22 protein-coding genes are annotated in these 26,947 nt (G+C 59.5%); 13 read left to right on the top strand and 9 right to left on the bottom strand.

Annotation, left to right across the window (positions count from 1 at the left end; genetic code table 11):
* Window positions 1–176 precede the first annotated feature (176 nt).
* The 8 genes from IPP95_05590 to IPP95_05555 all read left to right on the top strand — a co-directional run bounded on the left by IPP95_05590 (window position 177) and on the right by IPP95_05555 (window position 10,114).
* On the top strand, window positions 177–3,800 hold the full coding sequence (locus tag IPP95_05590; protein QQS73694.1) for a gliding motility-associated C-terminal domain-containing protein: 3,624 nt from the start codon (window positions 177–179) through the stop codon (window positions 3,798–3,800).
* On the top strand, window positions 3,797–4,810 hold the full coding sequence (locus tag IPP95_05585; GenBank protein ID QQS73693.1) for a PorP/SprF family type IX secretion system membrane protein: 1,014 nt from the start codon (window positions 3,797–3,799) through the stop codon (window positions 4,808–4,810). Before IPP95_05590 ends, IPP95_05585 begins: the two co-directional genes overlap by 4 nt.
* Window positions 4,811–5,019: 209 nt before the next feature.
* The gene (locus IPP95_05580; GenBank protein ID QQS73692.1) at window positions 5,020–6,435 is read left to right on the top strand and encodes a histidine--tRNA ligase; all 1,416 of its coding nucleotides are present in this window, start codon (window positions 5,020–5,022) and stop codon (window positions 6,433–6,435) included.
* 106 nt (window positions 6,436–6,541) lie between these two features.
* Window positions 6,542–6,835 carry a type II toxin-antitoxin system HigB family toxin gene (locus IPP95_05575; GenBank protein ID QQS73691.1) on the top strand — a complete coding sequence of 98 codons (294 nt, stop codon included), beginning with the start codon at window positions 6,542–6,544 and terminating at the stop codon, window positions 6,833–6,835.
* 1 nt (window position 6,836) lies between these two features.
* Complete coding sequence (locus IPP95_05570) at window positions 6,837–7,193, top strand: helix-turn-helix domain-containing protein (protein ID QQS73690.1); 357 nt, start codon at window positions 6,837–6,839, stop codon at window positions 7,191–7,193.
* Between the two features lie 21 nt (window positions 7,194–7,214).
* Window positions 7,215–8,714: a histidine ammonia-lyase gene (gene hutH, locus IPP95_05565; protein ID QQS73689.1), complete on the top strand. Its 1,500-nt coding sequence runs from the start codon at window positions 7,215–7,217 to the stop codon at window positions 8,712–8,714.
* A gap of 16 nt (window positions 8,715–8,730) precedes the next feature.
* Entirely contained in the window at window positions 8,731–9,369 is a 639-nt protein-coding gene (locus IPP95_05560) for an alpha/beta hydrolase (protein QQS73688.1), read from the top strand.
* 19 nt (window positions 9,370–9,388) lie between these two features.
* Entirely contained in the window at window positions 9,389–10,114 is a 726-nt protein-coding gene (locus IPP95_05555) for a TerC family protein (GenBank protein ID QQS73687.1), read from the top strand.
* Between the two features lie 156 nt (window positions 10,115–10,270).
* Here IPP95_05555 and IPP95_05550 read toward each other — a convergent pair whose 3' ends face one another.
* The 6 genes from IPP95_05550 to IPP95_05525 form a co-directional block, all read right to left on the bottom strand.
* Window positions 10,271–10,936: a DUF4159 domain-containing protein gene (locus IPP95_05550; protein QQS73686.1), complete on the bottom strand. Its 666-nt coding sequence runs from the start codon at window positions 10,934–10,936 to the stop codon at window positions 10,271–10,273.
* Window positions 10,937–11,067: 131 nt separating this feature from the next.
* Window positions 11,068–11,763: a 16S rRNA (uracil(1498)-N(3))-methyltransferase gene (locus tag IPP95_05545; GenBank protein ID QQS74203.1), complete on the bottom strand. Its 696-nt coding sequence runs from the start codon at window positions 11,761–11,763 to the stop codon at window positions 11,068–11,070.
* 13 nt (window positions 11,764–11,776) lie between these two features.
* Entirely contained in the window at window positions 11,777–12,898 is a 1,122-nt protein-coding gene (locus IPP95_05540) for an efflux RND transporter periplasmic adaptor subunit (protein QQS73685.1), read from the bottom strand.
* 95 nt (window positions 12,899–12,993) lie between these two features.
* Window positions 12,994–14,238, bottom strand: coding sequence for an ABC transporter permease (locus IPP95_05535; protein ID QQS73684.1), 1,245 nt, complete (start codon window positions 14,236–14,238; stop codon window positions 12,994–12,996).
* A gap of 210 nt (window positions 14,239–14,448) precedes the next feature.
* Window positions 14,449–15,693, bottom strand: coding sequence for an ABC transporter permease (locus IPP95_05530; protein QQS73683.1), 1,245 nt, complete (start codon window positions 15,691–15,693; stop codon window positions 14,449–14,451).
* Window positions 15,680–16,387 carry an ABC transporter ATP-binding protein gene (locus tag IPP95_05525; GenBank protein QQS73682.1) on the bottom strand — a complete coding sequence of 236 codons (708 nt, stop codon included), beginning with the start codon at window positions 16,385–16,387 and terminating at the stop codon, window positions 15,680–15,682. The genes IPP95_05530 and IPP95_05525 overlap by 14 nt, the downstream gene beginning before the upstream one ends.
* 177 nt (window positions 16,388–16,564) lie before the next feature.
* Between IPP95_05525 and IPP95_05520 the strand changes: the two genes are divergently transcribed.
* From IPP95_05520 to IPP95_05505, 4 genes are all read left to right on the top strand, one after another.
* A complete protein-coding gene (locus IPP95_05520) occupies window positions 16,565–17,524 on the top strand; it encodes a DUF4476 domain-containing protein (protein ID QQS73681.1) in 960 nt (319 codons plus the stop codon).
* Between the two features lie 28 nt (window positions 17,525–17,552).
* Window positions 17,553–18,932: a hypothetical protein gene (locus IPP95_05515; GenBank protein ID QQS73680.1), complete on the top strand. Its 1,380-nt coding sequence runs from the start codon at window positions 17,553–17,555 to the stop codon at window positions 18,930–18,932.
* Complete coding sequence (locus tag IPP95_05510) at window positions 18,929–20,365, top strand: LPP20 family lipoprotein (protein ID QQS73679.1); 1,437 nt, start codon at window positions 18,929–18,931, stop codon at window positions 20,363–20,365. The genes IPP95_05515 and IPP95_05510 overlap by 4 nt, the downstream gene beginning before the upstream one ends.
* Before the next feature lie 67 nt (window positions 20,366–20,432).
* Window positions 20,433–21,026, top strand: coding sequence for an LPP20 family lipoprotein (locus IPP95_05505; GenBank protein QQS73678.1), 594 nt, complete (start codon window positions 20,433–20,435; stop codon window positions 21,024–21,026).
* A gap of 276 nt (window positions 21,027–21,302) precedes the next feature.
* Here IPP95_05505 and IPP95_05500 read toward each other — a convergent pair whose 3' ends face one another.
* The 3 genes from IPP95_05500 to IPP95_05490 all read right to left on the bottom strand — a co-directional run bounded on the left by IPP95_05500 (window position 21,303) and on the right by IPP95_05490 (window position 25,167).
* On the bottom strand, window positions 21,303–23,078 hold the full coding sequence (locus IPP95_05500) for an agmatine deiminase family protein (GenBank protein ID QQS73677.1): 1,776 nt from the start codon (window positions 23,076–23,078) through the stop codon (window positions 21,303–21,305).
* 108 nt (window positions 23,079–23,186) lie between these two features.
* Entirely contained in the window at window positions 23,187–24,596 is a 1,410-nt protein-coding gene (locus tag IPP95_05495) for a transglycosylase SLT domain-containing protein (GenBank protein ID QQS73676.1), read from the bottom strand.
* Window positions 24,589–25,167 carry a DUF479 domain-containing protein gene (locus IPP95_05490; GenBank protein QQS73675.1) on the bottom strand — a complete coding sequence of 193 codons (579 nt, stop codon included), beginning with the start codon at window positions 25,165–25,167 and terminating at the stop codon, window positions 24,589–24,591. The genes IPP95_05495 and IPP95_05490 overlap by 8 nt, the downstream gene beginning before the upstream one ends.
* A 696-nt stretch (window positions 25,168–25,863) precedes the next feature.
* Between IPP95_05490 and IPP95_05485 the strand changes: the two genes are divergently transcribed.
* Window positions 25,864–26,940, top strand: coding sequence for a histidine kinase (locus IPP95_05485; GenBank protein QQS73674.1), 1,077 nt, complete (start codon window positions 25,864–25,866; stop codon window positions 26,938–26,940).
* Window positions 26,941–26,947: the final 7 nt, after the last annotated feature.

The following is a 26,947-nucleotide window of genomic DNA, read 5'->3' as shown; positions in this document are numbered from 1 at the left end:
ATTTCGGTGCGTCCGATCGGTAGTGCTCCGTTGTGGGTGTTGAGTTCGGGCTGTTTTGCCACTTGCGGCCTAGCCGGAACCGCCTGTCAGACCTGTATATCGCGCCCGCTATCTGGCCTGCGTTTCCTTGGATTCCGCCCACCCACGGGGCTATCCTTGTTGAAATTGACAGCGCCATGGGAACATCGAAAATTCGCTACGGTCTTCACTGCCTGGTGCTCGCGGCCAACCTCTTGCCGTTTGCCGCTTCAGCACAGCAGCGCATATCTCCGGTCCACGGTAGAGGGTTCGTTAGCAATGTGGGGCAGGTCCTTGACCAGCACCACCTGCCGCATCCGGAAGTGCGTTATCTCTGGGCAGGAGGGACCGGCATGAACGTGCAGGTCCGCGACAATGGACTGAGCTATGACACCTATACGGCGGAGACCAAGGACGGCCCGGTGCATTTCCATCGCTTGGACATGTATGTCCTCAACGGCAGCGCAAATGCCCGATTGATCGGCGAGGCACCTCGGCCGGACCGCATCAACATCCATGGCTTCAATGCCGTGCCGCATTTTGATCGATTGCGCTACAATTCCATCTATCCCGGCATCGACATGGCCCTGTCGCAAAGCGGTGCCAATGGAGCGTTCAAATATGACCTGGTGCTGCATCCAGGAGCGGATGTCAATGCGGTGCAGCTCCGCTTTGAAGGTTATGACAGCGCGGTAGTCAACGAAAAATCGATGGATTTCTTCCTTTCCGGTAAGCATCTCACAGAATCGATCCCGCACAGTTGGACCCTTCCCGGGGGAAAGCCCGCGGACGTGCTCTACCGGGTAGTTGAGCAGGACGCGGAACATGTCGTGGTCGGCTTGGAATGGGCGGATGCCACGGACCACGGGCCGGACAGGACTTTGGTCGTGGATCCGGATCCCGTGATCGAATGGGCCACCTATTACGGCGATACGGCATACGATTCGGGACGGGCCATTGCAGTTCACCAAGTGACGGGAAGGGTGTATGTGGCGGGTGCCACAAGATCGATCGCCAACATCGCTACCGAAGGCACTTACGAATCCACCTTCCTGGGGGACATGGACGTGTTCGTCGCATGCTTCATGCCGCTCGGTTCCCTTCCGTGGGTCACCTACTACGGTGGTGAGAACTGGGATGTGCCCACGGGTATCGCCGTGGACAGTTTGAAGAACATCTACCTGATCGGTAACACTGCATCCACACTTGGTATTTCCACCGTCGGGGCGCAGCAAGAGGAGTTGGCCGGGGACACCGATGTGTTCGTGGCCAAATTCGACTCACTCGGACATCGCTTATGGGGCTCTTACATCGGCGGGCTCCTGAATGACAGCGCGGCGACCTTTGTGCTGGACGGGAAAGGCGGTTTCTTTCTCGCGGGCACTTCCGCAAGCACGGAATTCTTGGGTGATTCCGTACCGCCACTACATCCTCCTTCCGGCGGGAAGGATGCTTTCCTGACCCATATCGATAGTACAGGACATCGGACGTGGACCACCTTCTTCGGTGGTGCGGCGGATGACATCGGGAACGGGCTTGCCATGGACAGCACAGGCATCTGGCTTGCCGGCACCACCGCTTCCACAGCAGGCATCGCCTCGGACAGTGTGCATCAGGACAGCTTGGCCGGGATGAAGGATGCCTTCTTGGTGCGCATGGACAGTTCCGGCAACGTGCAATGGGCCACTTACTTCGGCGGGGCCGACAACGACGGGGCCATCAGCGTGGCTGCTGTGGGGAAGTCGGCTTTCATCACCGGGGAGACCTTTTCGGACTCGTTGGTCACGGACACGGCGGCGCACCAATGGCGCTATGGTGGCGGAGGTGATGTCTTCATCGCCCGGATCGACAGCGGCGGGGCATTGGCGTGGGCCACCTACCTCGGTGATAGCTCGGAAGACCGGTCGGCGCGCATCATCCGCGATCCCGGCGGGCAGGTGCGCGTGATCGGTACCACGGCCTCGGATTCCACCATCGCTACCGCTGGCGTGCCACTGGAGGAACTTCAAGGGGCCACGGATGTCTTCATCACCAAGTTCGACACCACCGGGCACCGTTTGTGGGGCGCGTATTTCGGCGGGCCGGGGGCGGACGAGGGAACGGATATCGCCGTGTTCGACGTGAACATCATGTTCTTCACAGGAACGACCTCCTCCGGATCCGGCATTTTCGACATGGGCGTGCGCGAGGCCCTGAGCGGGACCACCGATGCGTTCATCGCCCGCTTTCAACAGCACAATTGGAACTCCGGTGATTCCACGGCCGTCTGTGATACCTGTGTCTGCAATGGTTCGGGGCCGGGAGGAGGAGGAGGATGGCCCGACAGTCTCCACATCGATGGCCCCGACACCATTTTCGCCTGCACCGGCGATACCGTGCGCATCACATTCAACATCGATTCATTCCCGGACGGCTATGAACCCGTCTGGTACGACACCCACTGCGGCGACCCGCGCTACTTCCTGTATGTGGGCGACACGCTCGCGTTCGTGCCGGAGCACAGCATGTTCGTTGAATTGCGTGCGGAAAACGTTTTCGGCCCCAGCTCCTGCCAGGAGAAATTTATTTTGATCGAGGACCGTCCGATACCCTTGTTCTCCATTCCGTCCGGCGCATGCTTGGGAGACACTGTGCAGGGGTATGCTTACGGTGCGGACCACTATTCATGGAACGGTCCTGGTGATTTCACCTCCGATGAGCAGGAGCCGTCCATCATACCGCCATTTGCGGGTGACTCCCTGGTCTATCATGTCACCGCGTTCTCTCAGCATGGCTGCTCCAGCAGTGATAGCCTGATCGTGCAGGTGCTGCCGCCGCCGAACATCGATATCACCATCACCGGTGCGAGCTGCTACGGGGAAGCGGACGGCAGTATCGAGCTGATCCCGCTGGACACCGTTCCACTGAATTTTCTCTGGCCCACCACGGGATCCAATGAGGCTTCTCGCTCCGGTCTTGCAGCAGGGCAATATGTGGTGGTGACGAGCAATGCCCAATGTTCGCGAACAGATTCCCTTGTGGTCCCGCAACCAACCTATCCCATTGATTCCCTCGAGACCCATTACAGCACCTGCGGGAATGCGAACGGATGGGCCATGCTCGTCGTCAACCAAGCCTCGCCTCCATACCAATTCCTGTGGAGCAATGGGGACACTGTGGCTTTTGCCGATCCGTTGCTTGCGGGAAGCTATCAGGTGAAGCTAACGGACGCACTGGGCTGCGTGTACACCGAACAGGGCACCGTGATCGACCTGGGCTCGATGGCCTTGAGCGTATTCCCGGACACCGCGCTGGTGAACATCGTGGACAGCATCCAATTGGAAGCCGAACTGGTACCGTTGGACAGCACGACGGATTTCCACTGGTCGCCGCCGGAAGCCTTGAGCTGCACCGAATGCCTGACGCCGTATGCATCGCCGCAAAGCGACACTTGGTTCGTGTTCACGGCCACTTCGGCATACGGCTGCATGGTGGCGGATTCCGTGCTTTTGAACACTTGGTATACCTGCCCGGAGATCTTCGTGCCCACGATCTTTTCGCCAAACAATGACGGGCTGAACGATGACCTCTGTGTGCTGGGCGGTTGCATCGCGGAGTTCCAATTCACCATTACCGACAGATGGGGAGAGACGGTCTTCCAAACCGATGATCCCGCCCGGTGCTGGGACGGCAACCTCCGTGGCAGATCATTGAACGGTGGCCCCTTCCGGTACATGCTGCATGTGGTGAAGGACGACGGCACCGTGCTGGAAAGGGCCGGTGAAATACTGATCCGGCGATGAATCGCGATGAACATGTGGCATGTGGTTGCGTAATGGCCTTTATGCTTCTGGCGTCCGGGATCCAAGCGCAGGACGCTGTGTTCTCCGATCCGGCTACGGCTCCACTTGGGTTGAACCCGGCGTTGGCCGGTGCCGTCAACGATCTTCAAGTGACCCTTGTCCAGCGCACAAAGCGGAACCCGATCGGTGATCCTTTCCACACGTTGGCGGCAGGGGTGCATGGATGCGTGAAGCGGGGAAAAGAGCAAGGCACCACATCCGGCGGAAGGTTCGGCGCCGGGATCCAGTTCAGGAGCGACCGCACCACGGCCTTGAACACCACGGAGGTGGCGCTTGCCTTGGCCTACCACGTGCCGGTGACACGCAACAGCAGCGTAGGAGCGGGCCTGCAGGTGGGTTTGCTCCAGTTCGTGCAAGGCGGCCCGGACGGGCAGTGGGGCAGTCAATACGATGGTCTGCAATATGATCCTTCGATCCCTTCCGGTGAAGCCTCCGTGCGCGACCGGCATGCTGCCCTCGATCTGGGCGGCGGAGTGGTCTATGCCCTGCATTGGGGAGGTGGAAGGGATGCGGTGCAGAACCGCTTTACGGCTGGTGCCTCAGGCCAGCATCTCGCCCGTCCAAAGTTGTTCGCAGATCCCGCGCTGGGCCACATCGCTGTCCGCTGGTCCGGATTTGCACAAGCACGGCTGCTGCTGGGGAAGCCGACGAATTACCTTGTTCCAGCTGCGTATTTCTTTGCGCAAGGTCCAAGCACCATGATGCTCGCGGGAAGCTCGTTCGGCCACGTGTTCGGCCCTGCGAAGTCCTTCCAGAACGAAGCCGTGCAAGTGAAGGTGGAGCTCGGCGCTTCTTGGCGCAGCGACGGTGCTGTGGTGGCGCAAATGGCAGTGCGTTGGTCTGCTTTCTCCATATCCTTGGCTTACGACGTGCCAACCTTCAGCACCATGGCCCGGAAGAGCGCCACCGAAGTAGCACTGGGTTATGCCATGGAACCGCAGGAACGGTGATAGAGGGGTTCTGCGCCTCCGCTGCCAGACTTTGAATTTCGTTGCGATCGTTGCGGGCGTTGCGGTCAAACTTTCGCATTCGTAGCTCTTCACCTCCGCAGGCCGTGCTGCATCGTTGTACCCTTCGTGTACTTCAAGGTACAGCTCGTATTTCTCCGTGTTTCTGTGCCTCTGTGGTAAAAAAACCTACCCGTCACTACCTTCGCCGCATGGCACAAAAGCCCTCCACGCCCAAGGGTACCCGCGATTTCTCCCCACAGGAGATGCTCCGTCGCAAGTACATTTTCAATACCATCGAAACGGTGTTCCGCAAGTACGGCTTCCTGCCGCTGGAGACCCCCGCAATGGAGAACCTCAGCACCCTCACCGGCAAGTACGGCGAGGAGGGCGACCGCTTGATCTTCAAGGTGCTCAACAGCGGAGATTTTATGCAGGAGGTGAATGAGAAATTCGAGGCAAAGTATGGAACGAAGCCTGTTGAACTCTCCATTGCAGTCTTCAATGATATGCGAGCGATGATAGCGCAGGTAAAAGCCACCGAGCTTTCCGAGAAGGCCCTGCGCTACGACCTCACCGTGCCCTTTGCACGCTACGTGGTGCAGCATCAGAACGAGATCACCTTCCCCTTCAAACGCTACCAGATCCAGCCCGTGTGGCGTGCGGATCGCCCGCAGAAGGGCCGCTACCGCGAGTTCTATCAATGCGATGCGGACGTGATCGGCAGCAAGAGCCTGCTGAACGAGATCGAGCTCGTGCAGTTGATCGATGACGTCTTCTCCGCGCTGAACTTGCAGGTGGCCGTGAAGATCAACGACCGCAAGGTGCTCAGTGCCATCGCCGAGATCAGCGGGCAACCGGAGAAGGTCGTTGACATGGTGACTGCGATAGACAAGCTGGACAAGATCGGTCAGGAGAAAGTGGAGGAGGAGATGCGCGCCAAGGGTATTACGGATACCGCGCTGGCCACTATCGCACCGCTCTTCAGGCTCAGCGGCACGTGGTCGGAGCAAAAGAAAAAGCTCGATGATTGGCTAGGCAGTGTGCCCCTCGCGCAGGAAGGGCTGAAGAACTTGTCCGCCATCTTTGATGCTGTGGGAACACTGAAGAGCGCTACGCTGGAGTTCGACCCTACGCTTGCCCGAGGCCTCGACTATTACACGGGTGCCATCTTTGAGGTGAAATCCTTGGAAGGGAGCATGCCGGGCAGCATTTGCGGTGGTGGCCGGTACGACGATCTCACAGGCATCTTCGGCCTGAAGAACATGAGCGGCGTGGGCATCAGCTTCGGCGCGGACCGCATTTACGACGTGCTGCTGGAGACGAACAAATTCCCTGCGGAATTGGGCGAAAGCACGAAGCTGCTCTTTGCGAACTTCGGCGAGGCGGAGGCCCTGCATTGCCTCAAACTCCTGCGCCAAGTGCGCGATGTCGGCATTGCCGCAGAGCTCTACCCCGACGCGGTGAAGATGGCCAAGCAATTCAAGTACGCCGATGACAAAGGCATCCCCTTCGTGGCCATCATCGGGGAGAATGAAATGAAGCAAGGCATCGTGACCGTGAAGGACATGAAGAGCGGCGAGCAGAAAGCGGTGAAGGAGGGGGAGTTGTTGTCGATGCTCGGATAGTGCTAGATGAAAGAGATCCAGCGGGCATAGGAGTCTTCCCGTTCCGGTAAAGCGATGCAGTTACCGGAATGGTAACACTCTGTACCTTTGCACCAATTCGTTCAACGTGCGGATCATAGCCAAACGGACTTTACGGGATTTTTGGACCAAGCATGCCGATTGCGAACAGCAGTTGAAAGCATGGTTCAGGGAAACTGAAACGGCAGGATGGAAAAATGTCAACGCATTGAAAAAGGACCATCCGAACGCAAGCATTCTTCAAGGGAATCGCATTGCATTCAACATCAAAGGCAACAAGTACAGGTTGATCGTCAGGTTCAACTTCGATTTCCAGCTCGGTTGGATCCGCTTTATCGGCACCCATGCCGAGTATGACAAGATCAACGCAAACACCATTTGAGATGACCATCACCCCGATCCGGAACGAGAAGGATTATCAAGCGGCGCTGAAGCGGCTGGATAAGATCTTTGATGCCAAGAAAGGTTCCAAGGAAGGCGATGAGCTGGAAGTGCTGGCCATTCTCATCGATGCATACGAAAATGCACATTTTCCCATCGGTATGCCGGACCCGATCGAAGCCATAAAATTTCGCATGGAGCAAATGGGCATGAAGCAGAAGGACCTGGCCGATGCCATGGGCTTCAAAAGTCGTGTTAGCGAGGTGTTGAACCGAAAACGGAAGCTAACCTTGGAGATGATCAGGAAACTCAATGAAGTGCTGAGGATCCCCACTGAAGTCCTTGTCCAGAAATACTGAGGCGCATTATCGCCGCATACCATGTCTAAGCCCCATCAAATAGGAACCATCGGCCTCGAACTCGCCGAGCTTGGCCACATTCTTTCATCCCGCAGCCCCATCGCGCTCAGCAAGGACGCAACGGCTGCCGTGAAGCGCTGTCACGCCTACCTGCGCGACCGCCTGAAGAAGAGCGACGCGCCGATCTACGGCGTGAACACGGGCTTCGGTGCGTTGGCCGATACCAGCATTCCAAAGGACAAGCTCGCCCAGCTCCAGAAGAACCTCGTGATGAGCCACGCCTGCGGAACCGGTGATCCCGTTCCGGCGGAGATCGTGCGGGCCATGCTGGTGCTGAAGGTGCAGAACATGGCCTTCGGACACAGTGCCGTGGCCATCGGTACAGTGCAACGCTACATCGACATGCACAATGCCGACATGCTGCCGGTGGTGTATGAGCGCGGTTCGCTCGGTGCTTCAGGTGATCTCGCGCCCTTGGCGCATCTGGCGTTGCCGCTGATCGGCTTAGGTGAGGTGGTGCTGAAGGGCAAGCGCATGAAAGCCACGAAGGCCTTGAAGCAGTTGAGCTGGGAGCCGCTCGAACTCGGCCCCAAGGAAGGCCTGGCGCTGCTGAACGGCACGCAGTTCATGTGTGCATATGCGTCGTTGCTCACGCTAAAGTCCAACCGGCTGGCGCACATCGCCGATGTCATCGCTGCGATGTCGCTCGATGCGTTCGATGGTCGCACGGAGCCGTTCCATGCCTCAGTGCATGCGGTGCGCCCGCATCCCGGGCAGGCCGTGGTGGCCGGGCATGTCCGTGATCTGCTGAAAGGCAGTGACATCGCGAAGCGCACCAAGAAACACGTGCAGGACCCGTACTCCTTCCGCTGTGTCCCTCAGGTCCACGGCGCATCGCGCGATACCATCGCCTACGTGGAGCGCGTGGTGGAACGCGAATTGGAGTCCGTTACCGACAATCCCACCGTCTTCGATGACGAGGACTTGATCGTGAGCGCAGGTAATTTCCACGGCCAACCGTTGGCGCTGGCATTGGACTTTCTGGCCATCGCCCTCGCTGAGTTCGGCAGCATCAGTGAGCGCCGCACTTACAAGTTGCTCAGCGGCCAGCGCGGATTACCGGCGTTCCTAGTGGCGCATCCCGGGCTGAACAGCGGCTTCATGATCCCGCAGTACGCATCGGCTTCATTGGTGAGCGCCAACAAGCAGCGCTGCATGCCCAATAGCGTGGACACCATCGACAGCAGCAACGGGCAAGAAGATCATGTGAGCATGGGCGCCGCTGCCGCGATCAAGACATGGCAGGTGGCGGAAGACGTGGAACGGATCCTCGCGATCGAACTCTTCACCGCTGCACAGGCCTTGGATTTCCGGAAGCCGTTGAGATCTTCCAAAGCGATCGAGGCGTTGCACGCTTCTCTCCGGAAGCAAGTTCCCTTCGTGGAGGAGGATGTGGTGATGCACGAACTGATGGAGAATGCACTGGCGTTCGTTCGATCTTCTGATCGTCTTATTGTCTGATCGTCTGATCTCGAGCATGACCGTCTATTTCCTTCCCGGCGTGGGCTGCGACAAGCGGCTCTTCTCGCGCATCAAGCTGCCGGGCCATGAGATGGTCATGCTCGAATGGCCGCCTTTCCCCAAAAGGTGCACGTTGGAGGAACTGGCCGCTGAAATGCGTTCGGGAGTGGACGGAACGAAGCCGCACATGCTGGCAGGCGTTAGCCTGGGTGGCATGGTGGCACAGGAGCTTGCACTGCTGACCAAGCCCGAAAAGGTCATCCTCATCTCCACGTGGACCGGGCCGCACGAGTGGCCGAGGCAGGTGCATGTGATGAAGTCACTGGGGGGCACATGCTTGATCGGCAGGTTCACCATGTGGGCCACGTGGCCGTTCAAACGGTTCCTGGGCTTACGCGACCGCATTTCGGACCAGCTGCTCTGGGACATGGCGAAGAAGGAGACCGCGGCCAAGATCCGTCGCGGCGTGGAGGCCGTGCTGCGCTGGAAAGGCACGCGCTGGAAGGGCCCCGTGGCGCGCATACACGGCACCAATGACCAAGCCATTCCCATGAGGTTCCCGGTGGACCATGCCGTAGAGGGCGGAGGGCATGTCATGGTGCTGACCCGTGCGGAGGAAATTTCGCGGTGGATGCAGGAGGTGATCAACGCTTAGCACGACATTCACGCCCCGGATGGAAGACCTCTTTACCCTCAATGCGCTAGTGAGCCTGATCACCCTGGCTTTGCTCGAGATCGTGCTCGGCATCGACAATGTGATCTTCGTCAGCATCATCCTCGGCCGTATGTCGGAGCAGGACCGTGCTCGCGGCCGCAGGCTCTGGATGATCTACGGGATCCTCATGCGCTGTGCCCTGTTGCTGGGCCTCACCACGCTCGTGAAGCATGGCGACACCGCGCTGTTCGGCATCGCCGGATACGATTTCACCCTTCGGCACGTGATCCTCTTCGCGGGCGGCCTCTTCCTCCTTTACAAGGCCGTAATGGAGATCCATGACAAGTTGGAAGGGGAGGAGGGGCACAAGGAAACCAGCATTAAGGCCAAGAGTTTCGGCGCGTTGATGGCCCAGGTCATTCTCGTGGACGCGGTGTTCTCCTTCGATAGCATCCTCACCGCCATCGGTCTCGGCAGCCATGTGGAGGTGATGATCGCCGCGGTGGTGATCGCCATGTTCGTGATGTTCTTCTTCGCGCAGGCCATCAGCAGCTTCATCGAAAAGCACCCCACTTTGAAAATGCTCGCGCTCTCCTTCTTGGTAATGGTGGGCTTCATGCTCTTCTTCGAGGGCCTCGAACCCCTGCACCACAGCGAGATCCCGAAGGGTTACGCCTACATCGCCATGGCCTTCAGCTTCGGTGTGGAGCTGTTGAACATGAAGGTGAGGAAGGCGAGGACTTAGGTGTCAGTTGTCCGTTGTCCCTTGTCAGGCGTTCTCAATGGGTCGTCCGGCGTGCGCGTTGCGGTCAGTTGCAAGGCGTGAAATGCACTGAGAAACCAAATGAGCACGGATCAGCTTGCCGGACCTGACAACTGACAACAGACCACTGACAACTGTTCAATTAATTCCACCCCCGAAAACGTACTGCACCATGTTGGCCCCCATGCGCAATGCGGTGGTGTGCAGCTCCGGCGGGTCGTTGTGTACATCGCGGTCCTCCCAGCCGTCGCCGAGGTCGCATTGGTAGTCGTAGAAGCAGACCAAGCGACCTTCCCAGATGAGGCCGAAGCCTTGCGCGGGCAGGCCATCGTGCTCGTGGATCTTCGGAAGGCCTTTTGGGAAGTCGAACTTCTGGTGGTATATGGGATGCGCGAAAGGCAGCTCCATGAACTCCAGCTCGGGGAACACCATTTTCATGGCGGGACGTAGGAACTTGTCGATGCCGTAGTTGTCGCTCACGTGCAGGAAGCCGCCGCCAATGAGGTAATTGCGCAAGTTTTCCGCCTCCTGTGGGCTGAAGGTGATGTTGCCATGGCCGGTGGCATCGAGCCACGGATAGGTGAAGATGTCAGGGCTGCCCACGTCCACGTTCGGCACGTCGGTGTTGATGTTCATGCCCAACTGCTCGTTACAGAATTTCACGAGGTTCGGCACGGCGGTGGGGTTGGCGTACCAGTCGCCGCCGCCGTTGTACTTCATCACTGCCAGTTGGTAGGTGCCTTGGGCGCATATGGCCACGACGCTCAAAGCACAGGCCGCAACAGCGAGGAACCGGATCTTCATGGTGCGAAGTTACCGTCAACGCTGTGCAAAGCCCATCCATGTGCAGGCCAAATGCCCGCGCTCGCGTTTTTCGCGAGTGCGTTGTTGTGCGCCGCCTCCGGCGGTTCCCAACGTATTCATGCGATCTGCGATCAACGCTGTGCGAAGCTCATCCACGTGCATGCCGCTATCGCTGCTGTCTCCGTGCGCAATCGGGACTTGCCCAAGCTCACCGCCTGAAATCCGTTCGCGATCAGCCATTCCGCCTCCTCCGGGGTGAAGTCGCCTTCGGGACCGATCACAATTAGCGCGTCCTGTTCCGGGTCGTAGGCCGAGGTGAGATCCGCATGGTCGCCATCGCACCAGCCAAAGAATTTCTGGTGCGTGGTCGTGGAATCCAAGTCTTTCAGCTTGATCAGATCGTCGAGCTGCGGCAGCCATTTGCGCTGGCTCTGTTTCATAGCCCCCACCAGCACCTTTTCCATGCGGTCGTGGCGGAGCTTACTCCGCTCCGTGCGGTGCGTGAGGACCGGAGTGATGCGGTCCACGCCGATCTCCGTGGCTTTCTCCAGGAACCACTCGAAGCGTTCCATCTGCTTGGTGGGCGCCACGGCGATGTGGATGTGTGCAGTGCGTTCCGGTCCCACACTGTCCTTTCGTGCAATACGCGCCAAGCACCTGCGCTTTGTCGCTTCCTCGATCTCCGCTTCCGCGAAGCCGCCATTCCCGTCCAGTAGGCCGATCGGATCTCCCACGGAAAGCCGAAGCACGTTCACAGCGTGGTGAGCCTCCTCAGCGGGAAGCTCCGCCACGAGCTGGCTCAGGTCAGGACAGTGGAACAAGTGCATGCGATGTCCGCTATCACTCTCCGCCCGGTCCATGGGCTTCCGGCTCTTCCATGATCTTGGCACCTTTCAGCGAGGTGCTGTCCGCGATGCCGCCGAGCACCTCGATGTTCACGCCATCGCTAAGGCCCGTCTTCACGTAGGTCTTTTTCCAGTCCTTGCCGTTCATCACTTCCACGAAGGCGCTGTCGCCCTTGTCGTTGAAGGTGATCACGCTTTCCGGGATGCTCCTCACACTGTCGCGCCGGTCCAGTACGATGTCGGCATTGGCGCTGTAGCCTGCGCGCAGGGTCTGGCCCTCCTTCACGTTCACCGCCGCACGGATCTCGAATTGGATGGCACCGTTGTCCTCCACGCCTTTCGGGGCGATGTACTCCAGATCGGCATCCCAAGTGGCGCTGTCGATGGCGCCCACGGTGATCACCGCAGGCATGCCGAGACGCACTTTGCCCACCTCGCTCTCGTCAACGTTGCCCTTGAAGATCAGGTCGTTCATGTCGGCCACGGTGGCGATGGTGGTGCCCTCGTTGAAGTTGTTCCGCTCGATCACGCTGGTGCCCACCTTCACGGGCACGTCCAGCACCATGCCGGTGATGGTGCTGCGCACGATGGTGTTGCTGGCGCTGCCGCTGTTCTTGCTGATACCGTCGCGCACCAATTGCAGGGCGTCCTGTGCGGCGCTCTGCTCCTGCTTGACGTTGCGCAGCGCGATGTCGTAGGTCTGCATTTCGCTCGCTGAGATCACGCCTTTGTCGGCAAGCGGTTTGTTGCGGTCATAGTTCAGCTGCGCATTGGTCACGGCGATGGCGGCACTGTTCACCCGGCTCTCGGCCTGGTTCAGTGAGAGCATGTCCGGCACGATCTGGATCTGCGCCAGCTTGTCGCCCTCCTTCACCTTTTGCCCGGCCTCCACGAAAAGTTGCCGGATCACGCCGCTCACCACCGGCTTGATGTCGATCTCCTGCCGCGGCTCGATGGTGCCGTTGGCCACGGTCTTCTTAATGATGGTGGCCACGGACGGCTTCACCACCTTGTAGGCGGGCGGCTTGGTCACGCTCTTCTGGTAGAGGAACCAGAGCGTCCAGAGGAAGAGGACGATGAGCAGGGCGAGGAGGAGGTACTTGAGGGCTTTTTTCATGCTTGAAGCGCCGAAGCTCGGCGAAGGCGTTTTGTTGTTGTTGGGGCGGGCAGGGGCGAACGTATGGGCGGTGCATGCATCGCCCATACACGCCCCTACTCCGCTCTGAGGGCGTCCACGGGTTTAATGCTTAAGGCACGACGTGCGGGGATGTAACCGGCGATGAGGCCGCTGATGATCAGAACGACGAGGGCGACCACCGCGACGTTCAGTTTTACTTCCGGGTTCTTGAAGAAGCCCCCTTGGATGCCGATGGCGTTGATCCCTTCCAGGGTGCCCACTCCCGCGAGCAGCCCGAAGTAGCCCGCTATGAAGGTGAGCGTGAGCGCTTCGAGCATGATCTGCCCGGTGATGTTGCCCGGGCGCGCGCCGATGCTCCTGCGGATCCCGATCTCCTTGGTGCGCTCCTTCACGATCACCAGCATGATGTTGCTGATGCCGATGACGCCCGCGATCAGCGTGAGGATCCCCACGAACCAGCTGAGCGCCGCGATCGCAACGAAGAGCATGTTCATCTGCTGGAATTTCTCCTGCAGGTTGAACCCGCCAAAGGCCAACGGGTCGTTCGGGTCCACCTTGTGGCGCTTCGCCATCACTTTTATCACCTCTGTTTGGATGTCGCTCACTTCCACACCGGGCTTCGCGCTGATGCTGAACCAGTGTACCATGTTCATGCTGTTGAACGCCTTTTGGAAAGTGCTGAAGGGGATGAAGATGGTGCTGCCCTGCCCGTCGTCGTGCATGGCGGAAGCCTTCGGCACATGGACGCCCACCACTTGGAAGTAGACACCTTGGATCCGGATGTATTTCCCCAGCGGGTCCTCGCTGCCGAAAAGTCCCTCCACCACTTTCGGCCCGATCACGCAAACCTTACGGTCGTCCCGGATGTCCTTCTCGTTCAGGAAGCGCCCTTTGGTGATGTCCGATGCTTGGAAGTGCAGCACCTCAGGCATGTCCCCATTCACGCTGAAGCCGCCGTTCTTGTCCTTATAGTTCACGTTGTTCGCGCCCCGGTAGCCACCGAGCTGCAGCCGTGGCGCCACTTGGTCCACGCCTTCCACGGCCTTGATGGCGGCGATATCCCCGTTGTCGAAGTTGAAATACCGCCCTCGCTTGAAGCCCGCGTATGGCAACGAGGTGGTCTGCGTCCACATGAAGCAGCTGTTAGTGGCCCAGCCGGAGAAGCCGCTCAGCACGCCGTTGCTCAGGCCCTGGCCCATGCCGAGCATGATCACCAGCATGAAGATGCCCCAGAACACGCCGAACATGGTGAGCCCGCTGCGGAGCTTGTTGCGGCTCAACGTCATCCAGATCTCGCTCCAGCGCTCGCTATCGAACATGGGGGAGAGGTGTGTTTTCACCACAGAGGCACGGAGGAGTGGATCTTTTGAATGGAACGGTACAGGGTACTGGGTACCGAGTACAGGGTACCGTGCGGCGAAGCGGTCGCAAGAACCTGTCAGTACCCGGTACCTGATACCCAGTACCCGGTACCGGAACCACCAGACACCAATTCTCTGTGCCCTCCATGCCTCTGTGGTGAACCATCTTCATTCGTCCCGGAGTGCTTCAATGGGCCGTATGGCCGCCGCCCTTCGCGCAGGGATCAAACCTGCCAGGGCGCCGGCCACGATCAGCACCGCCGTGGCATAGAGCGCCACACGGATGTCGATGGTCGGGTTGCGGAACATCTCGTTGCCGGGGATCCCCTTCGCCAGTGTTTCCAGCAGGCCCACGCCGCAGACCAGCCCGAAGTAGCCTGCCATGGCGCTGACGAAGACCGCTTCCATGATCACCTGGCCCACCACGTTCGCCGGCGTGGCGCCCAAGGCCTTGCGGATGCCGATCTCCTTGGTGCGGTCCTTCACCACGATCAGCATGATGTTGCTCACGCCCACGATGCCTGCCACGATGGTGCCGATGCCGATCATCCACAGAAAGGCATTGATGCCGCCGAAGATGCTCCCGAAGGTGGCCGCGTTCTCCACGTTATTGTTCACGTACACCGCACGGTCGTCCGTGGGGTCGAAGTGGTGCCGTGCGGCGAGCACGCCGACCGCTCGTTTCGCGGCTATTTCGGCCCCCACCAAGGATCCGTCACTGAAGCTGAACATGATCTTGTCCACCGTCTGCTGCGCGTTGAACACCCGCTGGGACACGCTCAATGGGATGAACACCTGACTGCTCTGGTTCATGCCCCGTCCGCCAGCCTCGAAGCGGTAAACTCCCACCACTTGGAAAGGGATGTTGTTCACCTGCACCCATTGATTGATCGGGTCCTCGCCCTTGAACAGCGCGTCCCGTGAATCTTCCGCGAGAATGATCACTTTGCGCGTCCGTAGCTGGTCCATCGTATTGATGAAGCGTCCCTCGACGATCTGCTGCTCCTGCAAGTAGGAGATCTCCGGCGTCACCCCGCTGATGCTGAAGTTGCCGTAGTTCTTGCCCCGGCTCAAGGTGCTGTTGCCGCGCCACACCCGCAAATTGCCGCTGATGTGCTCCAGCCCGGGTATCGCTGTCCGAAGGGCCGCCACGTCGCGCGTGTCCAATTGTACCGGACGGTTCACCGCCAGGCCCTGCCAAGGCTTGGTGGTCTCCCCGCCGTAAAGCGTGATGGTGTTCATCGCCGTGTCCCGGAAGTTGTAGCTGAATCCGTTCTGCAGTCCCGCGCCCGTGCCCAGCAGGATGATCAGCATGAAGATGCCCCAGAACACGCTGAAGCCGGTGAGCACCGTCCGCAATTTGTTCTTGCCGATGGTGTCGAAGATCTCCGCCCATTTCTCAGCGTCGAACATCCGCGCCCTCGGTTATGGGTTGCCCGTCGTGGCTTTCGATCTCGCCGTCCTTCAACCGGATGATGCGCTGCGTCCGCTGGGCCACCTCCGATTCGTGCGTCACGATCACCAAGGTCATCCCCAGGTCCGTGTTCACTTTCTGCAGCAGGTCCATCACTTCGATACCGGTGGTGCTGTCCAGCGCTCCCGTCGGCTCGTCCGCTAGGATCACCTTGGGATCGGCGATCAAGGCGCGTGCGATGGCCACGCGCTGTTTCTGCCCCCCGCTCATCTCGTTCGGCATGTGCTTGGCCCAATCGCGCAGGCCCACATTGGCCAGCATCTCCACCGCCATCTCGTTCCTCTTGCGGCTCGAAACCCCTTGGTAGTACAGCGGCAAGGCCACGTTCTCCATGGCGTTCTTGAAGGCGATGAGGTTGAAGCTCTGGAAGACGAAGCCGATGTACTTGCTCCGCAGTTCCGCGGCCCGCGTTTCGCTGAGGTCCTTGATCGGCAGCCCGTCCAGCAGGTACTCCCCGCTGTCCGGATTGTCCAAGATGCCGATGATGTTCAGCAGCGTGCTCTTCCCGGAGCCCGAGGAACCCATGATGCTCACCATTTCACCCTTGCGGATGTGCAGGTCCACACCCTTCAGTACTTCAAGGGTGTTGCTCCCCATGCGGTAGGACTTGCGGATGTTCTTCAGTTGAAGCATGCTCTGGATTCGGGTCCACGAAAGTACCGGTCAACGCCCATGCCATGAAGCTCCTTACATGAACGGTTGTCCACCTGTGCGAACGGAGGCCCGCGCACCTCGGAACGCAGGCAATGGTTTTGGCACAACCCTTGCCATTCCCCACGCGATCTACATTCGCGGACCAAACGCCATCAGATGATACGTATTTCCACTTTCGCTTTAGCTTCCTTCACGTGTTTAGCCGGGCTTTTCGCACAGACCAGCGACATCGTGGTCTTCTCCGATGCGGGTGAGAAGTTCACTCTGGTCATTGATGGGGATGTGAAGAACGATGTGCCCGCAACACGGGTGGTCGCCACCGGTATCAGGAACGAAACACCGATGCTGGCCGTGAACTTCGAGGACAAGGCCATTCCTGCGCTGAAGCAGAACGGATGGATGGAGCCGGGCACGGAGTACACCTTGCGGATCACCACCAACAAGAAGGGCCAGCGCGTGCTGCGCATGCAAGGGCAGGCCCCGTTGGGAAGCGCCGCGTCGAATTCCGCGGGAAAGCCCGTGCCCACCGAGTTTGTTGAGGATGTAGAGGCCCCAGTGCGCACCACGCAGACCATTGTGGCCGATGCCCCGGTGGGCACGCAGACCACCACCACCGTCACCGAGGGCGGCACGGGTGAGCGCGTGAACATGAACGTCGGGGTCAACGGGATCGGCATGAACGTAGGGGTGAACGTTACCGACGGCACGGGCGGCACAATGACGACAACGACCACAACGACCACCACCTATTCACAGTCGGGCACCTTGATCAACGAAGATCCCACATTGCCCATCGAAGAAGAGCCGATCACCACCACCGGATGCATGCGGGCGATGAGCCCCGCTGATTTCCAGGATGCCAAAACCAGCATTGCCTCGAAGGGCTTCGAGGAGACCAAGCTCACCTTGGCCAAACAGATCGGCGGCAGCAACTGCTTCACCTCCGCCCAGGTGAAGGACATCATGGAGCTCTTCGGCTTCGAGGACAGCAAGCTCGATTTCGCCAAGTTCGCATACGACCATGTGATCGACGTGAACAACTACTACAAAGTGAACGATGCCTTCGGCTTCTCCAGCTCCGTGGACGAGCTGGACAAGTACATACAAGGCCGTTGAACCGGTCCCAACCCTTCATCACCACAGGATGAAAACCGCATTGACAGCACTTACCTTCTTCGCGATCTTCCTCGCTGCCTGCTCGGGGTCCAAGTCCTTTTCCAAAAAGGCCGCCAAGCTGGATGAGAGCGGCATGTACGCGGAGGCCGCGGACATGTACCTGCAAAGCGCCGTGCGCAACGCCAAGAACATCGATGCCAAGATCGGCCTGAAGAAGACCGGGCAGACGCTGATGAACGACAAGCTCAGCACCTTCTTCAAAGCCTTCAGCCTCGGCACGGACAAGGAGGCTGCGGTGAACGCCTACCTAGATGCCAAGGACTATCAGGACCGGGTACAACGTGCGGGTGTCACCTTGGAGATCCCGGACAGCTATGCCACGGATTTCAAACAGGTGAAAGGGGAGTACCTCGTCCAGTTGTACACCCAAGGCCACGATCTACTGGATAAAAAGGACTATGCCACCGCCGAGGCCGTGTTCTCCAAGATCGGCAAGCTGGAGCCGGGGTACAAGGATGCTGGAAGCTTGCAGGACATCGCCTACTTGGAGCCGCTCTACGTTTCGGGCAAGGCGGCCTTGCAGGCGGGGCAGTACCGCAAGGCCTACACCGACCTCGAAAGGGTGGTGACGAGAAGCGCGGATTACAAGGATGCCGCAGCACTGAAAGCGGAATGCGTGCAAAAGGGCAGGTACGCCATTGCCGTGCTTCCTTTCAATACGGCGGGCAGCAGGGTGCAAACGGCGCAGGCGGCCACCTTACAGGCGTACGTCACCTCCGCGCTCACGGACGTCAACGACCCGTTCATCCAGGTGGTGGACCGGGACAACATCCAAAGGATCCTGGACGAACAGCGCATGGGAATGAGCGGCGTGGTGGACGAGAGCACCGCCGTGAGCGCAGGGAAGTTGTTGGGCGCGCAGGCCGTGGTGATGGGCACGGTGATCACGTACACGGAGCAGCCGGGCAAAACGAAGCGCAGCACCAAGGACGGTTATGAAAGCTACCAGGTGAAGGTCCTCAACAAGGAGACCAACAACTACTCCTATGACACGCGGTACAAACCGGCGAAGTACAACGAGTACTACCAGGAGAACAAGACCAATATCTCGTTCAGCTACAAGTTGGTTTCCTTGGAGACCGGTCAGGTGCTCATGAGCAAGGTGGTCGACAAGCAGGCCGACGATCACGCCTATTACGCCACCTACGATGGCAATGCCAAGGCGCTGTTCCCCATGTTGAACGGAGCGGTGAACACCAACAGCAGTGCGCGACAACAGTTGACTTCGTTGTTGGGCGCACCGCGGGAAGTGAAGTCCACTGCCGACCTTGGCACTGAGCTTCTGCGGAACACGTCAGTGGTGATGGCCAACAGCATTCAGCAGGAAATTGCGAGCAAACTGCCATGATCGGGGCCGGTAGGCAAAGGACGTTGGGCTTCCGGAAGGGCCAGGCCGTGATGGCCTTCGCTTTCCTTGCCACCGTGCTTTTCGCTGCGTGCAAGTCCAACCGGCCAACGGTACAGGTTGAAACGCCCGTGGCCACCGAAGCGCAGCGCCCCGCCTGGGTGAATGCGCGCCCTGTGGCCGATGCCGACTACATCGGGATCGGCCAATGCCCGAAGAACCGGCCGGATGTCCAGGAGACCGCCAAGAAGAACGCACTGAACGACCTCGCGAGCGAGATCAGCGTCACCGTGGAAGGCAACAGCCTGCTCTACACGCTGGACCGCAAGTACAAGTTCGACGAGGAGTTCACCAGCACCATCAACACCAGCACCAAGGAACGGATCGAGGGCTACGAGCTGGTGGACAGCTATGACGGGCCCGATAATTACTGGGTGTATTACCGGCTGAGCAAAAGCGAGCACGCACGCATCAAGGCCGCACGCAAGCAGAAGGCCATCGATCAGGCCACCGACCTCTATGGCCGGGCCAAGAGCAGCCTTGCCAGCGGTGATATGAAGACCGCGTTCGACCTGGACCTCCGCGCGTTGATCGCCATGAAGGAGTACTGGGGCGAGAGCGATCAGGTCATGCTGGACGGCAAACAAGTGCCCTTAGCGAACCAGTTGTTCAGTGACCTGCAAGGCATGACAAGCGGCGTGCGCTTAACGGTGCTGCCGGAGCGTTGTGCGTTGAACTGGTCCAACCGTTTCAAGCGGGAAATGCTCATCTCCGCCACGCTCTCCCCGGCGGGACATGCATTGGCCCAACTGCCCATCACCATCGAGTTCCCCGGGCAGGCCGGCAAAGTCACCGAAAGCCGCAACACCGATACGGAGGGCAGGGCACGCACCACTGTCCAACGGCTCGATCTGCAAGCGGCCGCCCCGGAAATGCTGGTCCGCTTGGACGTGGATGCTTTGGTGAGCAAGGACCTCGACCCTGCGTTCACCAAGCCGCTCATAGGCAGCCTCACCATTCCGGAGGTCCATGTGCCGATCGATCGCGTGATGCCGAAGGTCTTTGTCAAGGATACGGAGAGCAACCTGGGCAGGCCGCTCCCGGACGCCCAGCTCGCCTTGGCCCTGAAAGAGGAGCTGACCGCCATGGGCTTCCGTGCCGTGGACCGTGCCGCGGACGCCGACATGGAGATGGAGATCACGGCCAGCACCCGTGAAATGGGCGAGAGCAACGGCTTCTTCACCGCCGCATTGGACAATGCGCTCAAGGTGCGCGACCGCCGCAGCGGAGAAGTGATCTACGAGGGCGGCAAGCAGGGCGTGAAGGGCATACAGCTCAACTATGAAAAGGCCGGACTGGACGCCTACAAAAAGGCGGCACTGGACCTGAGAAAAGAACTTTTTCCTGCAATGGTCAATACTCTTTTGCAGCAATGACGGTACTTTTCGCACTTTGGCACGCCATTGGAAAGCACACAACCGACAACCACCTAAAACGAAGACCATGAGAACCTCTACATCGAAAATCGCATCGATCGCCTTCATGGGCTTGATGCTCGTTGGCGGGCTTAGCGCCTGCAAAAGCAAGAAAAAGGCAGCCGAGGCCGCCAAGCCGCCCAGTGGGGAGACCGAGGTGAAGGTGCTCTGCTCAGGCCCCGAGTTCTTCACCGACGAGAAGAACTTCCGCTCGAACAACCTCGGCGAAAGCATGGACCAGGCCACCGCGAAGAAGAAGGCCCTCTCCAACGCCCGCGCCGACATGGCCAGTGCCATCAACACGCAAGTGAAGAGCGTGATCGACAACTACGTGAACAGCCGCGAGATGAACAACAAGGAAGAGATCGCCGAGCGTTTCGAAGGCCTTACCCGCGAAGTGGTCGATCAAAAGCTGACCGGCACACGCACCATCTGCGAGAAGATGATGAAGGTGGAAGGCAGCGGTAATTACAAGTGCTATGTGGCGATCGAGCTCAGTGCACAGGACTTGCTGGCGGCCTACAACGAACGCCTCAGCAAGGACGACAAACTGAAGATCGACTACGACTACGAGAAGTTCAAGGAGACCTTCGACAAGGAGATGGAGAACATGAAGAAGTAGTCCCGAATGAAATCGAAAGAAGCCCCGCCGGTCCTACCGGCGGGGCTTCCTTTTTTATGGGATCAGATCCTATGAACAGAGCTTAATTGCCCTTGCGCGACCCCGGCTCGGGGGCCGGGGTGACAACATCGGGAGGCTGTGCAACTGGGAAGGCCTCACCCAGTGGCCTTCCCAGTTGCACAGCCACTAACGAATGTCATTCCGGGCCAGACCCGGCCCCGGCATGCGCCGGGGGCGAAAATGCATGGCGATGATCACCCTGAACATCCGTAAAGTTCACTGCTTCAACACCCGCATGGTAGAGCTGCCGAGCTTACTGGTGGCTACAAGTGCATAGGCGCCGGGAGAAAGTGAAGAGATGTCCAGGATCAGCTGGCCATCAGCGGGCATCGGTCCTTCGTGCAATTCGCGGGCTTGGCGGCCCGTGGCATCGTACAGGGCCACATGCATCGGCTCGCTACGGAAGCGGTCCAGCGTGATCACGAGCGCGCCTTGTGTGGGATTCGGGAATACTTCGGTGATCACTGGCCCTTCCGGGTCGGCAATGGCCGTTCCCAGATCCAGCACGTGGAAGCGCCACCAGCCTTCCGGGGCCACGATGGGGCGCACCTGCACCTTGCCGTTCTCCGCAACAGCGCGGATGTAGTAGAAGACAGTGGTCAAGGGCTCCTGTGCAGGGATCGCGGCCGTCCACATATTGTCGGCCCCGGCGGTCATCGGTACGGCGATAAAGGTTTGGGCGGTGTCCGTGGTCCAATACAGCTCAGCGGATGTGATGCCGCTGCGATGGCGGATGTAGGCGCTGACCGTGTATGGGTTCGCTGTTTCATAGGTATCGTGCAGCTTTTTGTGGCGGATCAACAAAGGGTCCTCTACGCCGATGGCCTTGGTGATGCAATGAATGGCACCGCTCTGGCTGATGATGTTCGATCCCCCATCGTCGCAATCGATCCCCACCACGCGGTATCCCGGCAAGCTCTCCCGCAGGATCCGCAAGCCCGTGGTGTCATATTCCGTGCGGTAGGTGGGCACCAAGACCGTTTTGTTGATGAACACGTTGTTCGCATACGTGCGATAGGATGCGCTCGGCGCATAACCGCCGCTGGTGCTCGGCGGCATCGGGATCCGCACCACTTCGTACGGGTCTCCGAACACATTCGTGTAGCCGTTCATGATCCCCTGCAGGTTCTGTTCCAGCTGCGGGCCATCGCTCACACCCTGCGGGAATGCGCCCACCAACAGAGTCTCCTCATCCAGCAGCTTCATGTGCATGTCGATGTGGTGGATCCCGTCGTAGGGCAGCGTGGTCATCTTGATGTAGCGCCCCAGGCTGATCCCCATCCATTCGCTCATCAACGTGTCCACTTGTGCAGCGCTCTTCACCGTTTGGTTGAAGTTGCCATCTGGGCCGTTCTCGTCGAGTACCAAGTTGCTGCTGAAGGCCGTGCCGGCCCCGTCACACATGAAGTTCCCGCCGGTGTGTACGAGGTCGTAAGGTGCTTGCGTGGTCCCGTAGATCGGGATGTTCTTCAGGTCGGCGATCGCATCCGGAAGCACGTCGTCCAATGGCCGGGGCCGGTTGTAGATCCAATCCAACTGCATCAAGCTGTCCACTTCGTTGCGGTAGATCGTTTCCGCGCCGTAGTCACGAACCCAGATGCTGTTGAACCCCGCTTGGAGAAAGGTGATGTTGGTCAGGTCGTCCAAGGGACCGCCAGCGCTTGAGTTGTTCAGCACCTGCGTGACCGCGGCGGGATCGTCGCACACGATGATCACTTCACACTCTTCCTTCGCGTATCGCACGATCTGTTTTAGAATGGCCGGATAGTCCGTCCACGTGATCACCAAGCTCTGTACTTCTTCCCATTCGGCCATGGTGCGAACGGGAAAGGTCGGTGGTGCCTGAATGCTGCGATGCAGGGTGGCACGCGTGTCCCGGTATTCAGGGATAAGATGAAGTTCCTCCGGGGCAAGAACGTGTGGAAGACCTTGCTCCTGTGCATTGGCAAAAAGGAACAGGCCGCATGCCACGGCAACGACAATAGATCTCATGGGCTTTGGAAAAATATCCGCAAGGTAGGGGATGGCCAAGCGTGGGATGAGCGACGCTGGACAGGGCCTTCCGAATAGGAGCCATGTCGTCTCATCCCGGCATGTTCCTTATCCGTGGCCTTTGCTACCGCGCAGCCAAGCGTAAAGCTGCACCACATCGTGCACGTACCAATAGGTGTCCTGCCCCCTGCAATAGCCCGTCCGTACGCAGCTGCGTGTGAAATAGCCCGGGCGGTTCAGCAGTACGATCGCCCGTTCCACATTGCCGTCCCAGCGCTTCGGGTCGAGCTCCAGTTCTTCGGCTAGTCGTTGGGCGTCCTTCACATGGCCCGGTCCGGCGTTGTATGCGGCCAGGACGAATTTCAAGCGTTGCGCGGGATCGGGGACCTCCTTCAGCCAGATGCGGTCCAGCCGGTCCAAATAGCGCGAAGCTCCCTCGATGTGCCCGTTCAGCCCACCTTCAGCAGTGACGCCCATGCGCAATGCCGTGGTCGGCATCATTTGCATCAGGCCTCCCGCGCCGGCATAGGACAACGCTGTGGTATCAAAGCGGGATTCCTTGAAGGCCACCGCTGCGAGCAGCCTCCAGTCCCACGAAAGGCTGTCCGCGTGTACTTGGAACAAGCTGTCATAAGGTGAGATCGTATCGCCACCAAAGGCCAGTGCGCTGAAGGATCGTATTGTGCCGCGCGTGTCCAGCCCATTTTCATACGCCGTTATGATCGCCTTGCGTGCCTCGCGCTCCGAGGCCACGGCCAGCCAAGTGTCCAGTGCGTGCAACAGGTGGTCCGCGTTCGTGCGCACGGCGAAGACCAAGGGCACCGACTTTCCCAAGCGTGGGCCGAACTCCACCAAGGGCAGGCGTTTCGCCTCCATGTCGGCCGTGGCATCGCTCACTAGTACCACAGGCACTTTGCCCATTGCGGACCGCGCAAGCAGTTCCTCCGGTAGTTGGTCAACGATATGCAGTACGACCCCACTATCGACGGCCGTGCTCAGTTGCAGACTGTCCAGAAAAGGCGACCACGCGCTCACCGCGAGCGTGTCGGCGGATCCTTGGTCGCTGGAGCCTGGCCTTGCCGTCCGGGGCCTCGCGTACATGCCGGCCACAAGGCGATAAGGCTGGGTCCGGTGCGTGAAGGGAGCCGTCCAGCCATCGGTGGTAAGCTGTGCCGCGATCACATCGCCGCGGCCTTCTTGAAGCATCACCAGCATGCTGTCGCGGTCCGCGACGGGCACCGCCTTGATGTGCAGGCGCTGCCGTTTTGCGAAGCGTTCCAACAGCTCCCATTCAAGGCCGGTCATGGCGCCGGGGCGCTGTTCCCAGGTCAACGGGTCGCTCAGCACCAGCACGCGCAGGGTGTCCTTTCGGATCTGCCTCAGGTCCCGTGCCACGTGGGGCTTCGACCAGGGCAATTGGGTCTGATGCGCCCGCTCGGTCGCGCTCGGCCCCCAGATCAGTGGCAGGCCGAGCAGCACGGCGAAAAGGCCGCATCCGATGAGTTCCGCCTTACCCATCCGGCCCGGCCAAGTGATGTTGAAGTTGTGGCAAGAAGAGCATGCACTCCTCTTCAAAAGCCGCATGGTGCTCCTCCAGGACCACTTCGGCACCGAGAAGCGCCTCCCCTGCGGGCACCCGTGCGGACAAACCCTTCAACGCACGCCGGATGCCCGCGATACCGGCATAGGAGGTGAGCCAATCGTTCTCCACCATGTACGGCAGCATGTACCGGGTGCGTTCGGGCATCAGCGGGGCATGCTCTTGAAGCAAGCTGTACATCCGCTGGGCGAAAGCGGGCAGTGGCTCCGCGCTGAGATCGGCCCAGCGGCTGGCGATGGCATGGTCGTAGAACAGGTCCAAGGCCACGCCCGCATACTTTCCACAATGCGCGCGCAGACGTTCACGGCCTAGCAACGTGAGCGGGTGGTTGTCCGTGTAGCTGTCTATGCGACGGTGCATCCGGATGCCTGTTTGAAGACCGGCGGACCAGCCGGAAAGGTCGCGGCCCTTCACCGCGTCCGCCATGAAGTTGCCGACGATGGTCAAGGGGGCATTACCCGATACGAGAAGATGTCCCAAGAAGTTCATGGTACCGTTGGGAAAGGTATTGCAACCGTTTTCACCAGCCGGTCGGCCGGTCCGGTCCGGACCTCCGCAAGGTGCATGCCAAGGGTTGATCCGCGTGCATCTGAGCGCTCGTGGTTTTCCCCTCCTTTTTCCAAGGAGGGGCAGGGGTGGTCCATACATTGCCAGAACCTTTACTGAACCACCCCCAACCCCTCCTTAAAGGAAGGAGGGGAGACGACTCTCTGGCACGGTGCTCTATCACGATTTTCTGAGCGCTCGTGGTTTTCCCCTCCTTTTTCCAAGGAGGGGCAGGGGTGGTCCATACATTGCCAGAACCTTTACTGAACCACCCCCAACCCCTCCTTAAAGGAAGGAAGGAGGGGAGACGACTCTCTGGCACTGTGGTCAAACACGATCATCTGAGCGCTCGTGGTTTTCCCCTCCTTTTTCCAAGGAGGGGGCAGGGGTGGTCCATACATTGCCAGAACCTTTACTGAACCACCCCCAACCCCTCCATAAAGGAAGGAGGGGAGACGACTCTCTGGCACTGTGGTCAAACACGATCATCTGAGCGCTCGTGGTTTTCCCCTCCTTGAAGAGAGGAGGGGAGACGGATCCTCAAGCCCGCCTTTCTGTTCCCGCACCGGTCAAAGGAAGGCCCGCCCGCTCATGGATCGCGCACTGCGCATGGAAGCATCCAACGGTAATTTGGCACCCATGTCCGTTAACCGGCGTAACCTCCTACTGTATTGGACCACCCAGCTCGTGGCATGGACCGGCTACATGTTGTTGCTGGGGCTGCCCGCATGGATGGAGGGCTCCTTCTCCGCGACCTTCGGACTGGTCACCTTGGCCATGGTCGTCATCGGTATCGCCAGCAGCCACGCCCTGCGCCTGTTCTTCAAGGAATGGCACTGGCTGGACATGTCCGTGGGCAGGCTCTTCCTGCGCATGGTGATGGGGGCTGTTGCCTTAGGCGCGGTGGCCGGCCTGCTGCAGGCCGCCATGCACGATGCGGCGTTCCAGGCGGCCGAACCGCTGATCGGCGATAACGACCGTAGACTGTTCGAGGTGTTGCTCAGCTGGGTGCTCCAGCTCTTTGTCTGGTCGCTCTTCTATGTGGCCTACCACTACATCGTGCGCAGCCGCATTGAGGAATTGAGGGCGCTCAGATTGGAGGCCGCCAACCGCGAGGGCCAGCTCTCCAACCTCCGCAGCCAGCTGAACCCGCATTTCATGTTCAACGCGCTCAACAGCATCCGTGCGTTGATCGAAGAGGACCCCGAACGCGCCAAGCGCTCCATCACACTGCTCAGCGCCATCCTGCGCAATGCCATGTCCACCGTGAAGCGAAGGACCGTGCCATTGGGCGAGGAGATCGACATGGTGCGCTCCTATCTTCAGCTCGAATCCATGCGGTACGAAGAACGGTTGCGCGTGCATTTCGACATTGACCCGGCGCTGGAACGGCATCCCGTGCCGCCCATGATGCTGCAGACGCTCGTGGAGAACGCCGTCCGACATGGCATCGCCAAGTTGAAGAAGGGAGGCGATGTGTACATCACCGCGCATGCCGGGGAGAACGGCATCGTACTGACGGTGCGCAACACCGGCCATTACAACAAAGGCAGATCAACGGAGGTGGGGATCGGACTGCGGAACACCGAGCAACGGCTGGAGCATATCTATGGCCGTAAAGCCTCGCTCCGCATCCGGAATGAAGGGGACATGGTGGTATGTGAGGTCCACCTGCCGCTCATGGACGCCGGCGTGCCACAGGAAGTAACTGAGTAAAACAACA

The organism is Flavobacteriales bacterium (assembly GCA_016700415.1).
Lineage (GTDB): Bacteria > Bacteroidota > Bacteroidia > Flavobacteriales_F > PHOS-HE28 > PHOS-HE28.
This window is presented reverse-complemented; position numbering and strand designations above follow the sequence as displayed.

Coding starts and splice junctions, on each gene's coding strand:
- IPP95_05530 (QQS73683.1), bottom strand. CDS start 15,693: ATGTTCGACGCTGAGAAATGGGCGGAGATCTTCGACACCATCGGCAAG.
- IPP95_05490 (QQS73675.1), bottom strand. CDS start 25,167: ATGAACTTCTTGGGACATCTTCTCGTATCGGGTAATGCCCCCTTGACC.
- IPP95_05535 (QQS73684.1), bottom strand. CDS start 14,238: ATGTTCGATAGCGAGCGCTGGAGCGAGATCTGGATGACGTTGAGCCGC.
- IPP95_05570 (QQS73690.1), top strand. CDS start 6,837: ATGACCATCACCCCGATCCGGAACGAGAAGGATTATCAAGCGGCGCTG.
- IPP95_05495 (QQS73676.1), bottom strand. CDS start 24,596: ATGGGTAAGGCGGAACTCATCGGATGCGGCCTTTTCGCCGTGCTGCTC.
- IPP95_05550 (QQS73686.1), bottom strand. CDS start 10,936: ATGAAGATCCGGTTCCTCGCTGTTGCGGCCTGTGCTTTGAGCGTCGTG.
- hutH (QQS73689.1), top strand. CDS start 7,215: ATGTCTAAGCCCCATCAAATAGGAACCATCGGCCTCGAACTCGCCGAG.
- IPP95_05520 (QQS73681.1), top strand. CDS start 16,565: ATGATACGTATTTCCACTTTCGCTTTAGCTTCCTTCACGTGTTTAGCC.
- IPP95_05560 (QQS73688.1), top strand. CDS start 8,731: ATGACCGTCTATTTCCTTCCCGGCGTGGGCTGCGACAAGCGGCTCTTC.
- IPP95_05585 (QQS73693.1), top strand. CDS start 3,797: ATGAATCGCGATGAACATGTGGCATGTGGTTGCGTAATGGCCTTTATG.
- IPP95_05540 (QQS73685.1), bottom strand. CDS start 12,898: ATGAAAAAAGCCCTCAAGTACCTCCTCCTCGCCCTGCTCATCGTCCTC.
- IPP95_05545 (QQS74203.1), bottom strand. CDS start 11,763: ATGCACTTGTTCCACTGTCCTGACCTGAGCCAGCTCGTGGCGGAGCTT.
- IPP95_05510 (QQS73679.1), top strand. CDS start 18,929: ATGATCGGGGCCGGTAGGCAAAGGACGTTGGGCTTCCGGAAGGGCCAG.
- IPP95_05485 (QQS73674.1), top strand. CDS start 25,864: ATGTCCGTTAACCGGCGTAACCTCCTACTGTATTGGACCACCCAGCTC.
- IPP95_05580 (QQS73692.1), top strand. CDS start 5,020: ATGGCACAAAAGCCCTCCACGCCCAAGGGTACCCGCGATTTCTCCCCA.
- IPP95_05555 (QQS73687.1), top strand. CDS start 9,389: ATGGAAGACCTCTTTACCCTCAATGCGCTAGTGAGCCTGATCACCCTG.
- IPP95_05590 (QQS73694.1), top strand. CDS start 177: ATGGGAACATCGAAAATTCGCTACGGTCTTCACTGCCTGGTGCTCGCG.
- IPP95_05515 (QQS73680.1), top strand. CDS start 17,553: ATGAAAACCGCATTGACAGCACTTACCTTCTTCGCGATCTTCCTCGCT.
- IPP95_05500 (QQS73677.1), bottom strand. CDS start 23,078: ATGAGATCTATTGTCGTTGCCGTGGCATGCGGCCTGTTCCTTTTTGCC.
- IPP95_05505 (QQS73678.1), top strand. CDS start 20,433: ATGAGAACCTCTACATCGAAAATCGCATCGATCGCCTTCATGGGCTTG.
- IPP95_05525 (QQS73682.1), bottom strand. CDS start 16,387: ATGCTTCAACTGAAGAACATCCGCAAGTCCTACCGCATGGGGAGCAAC.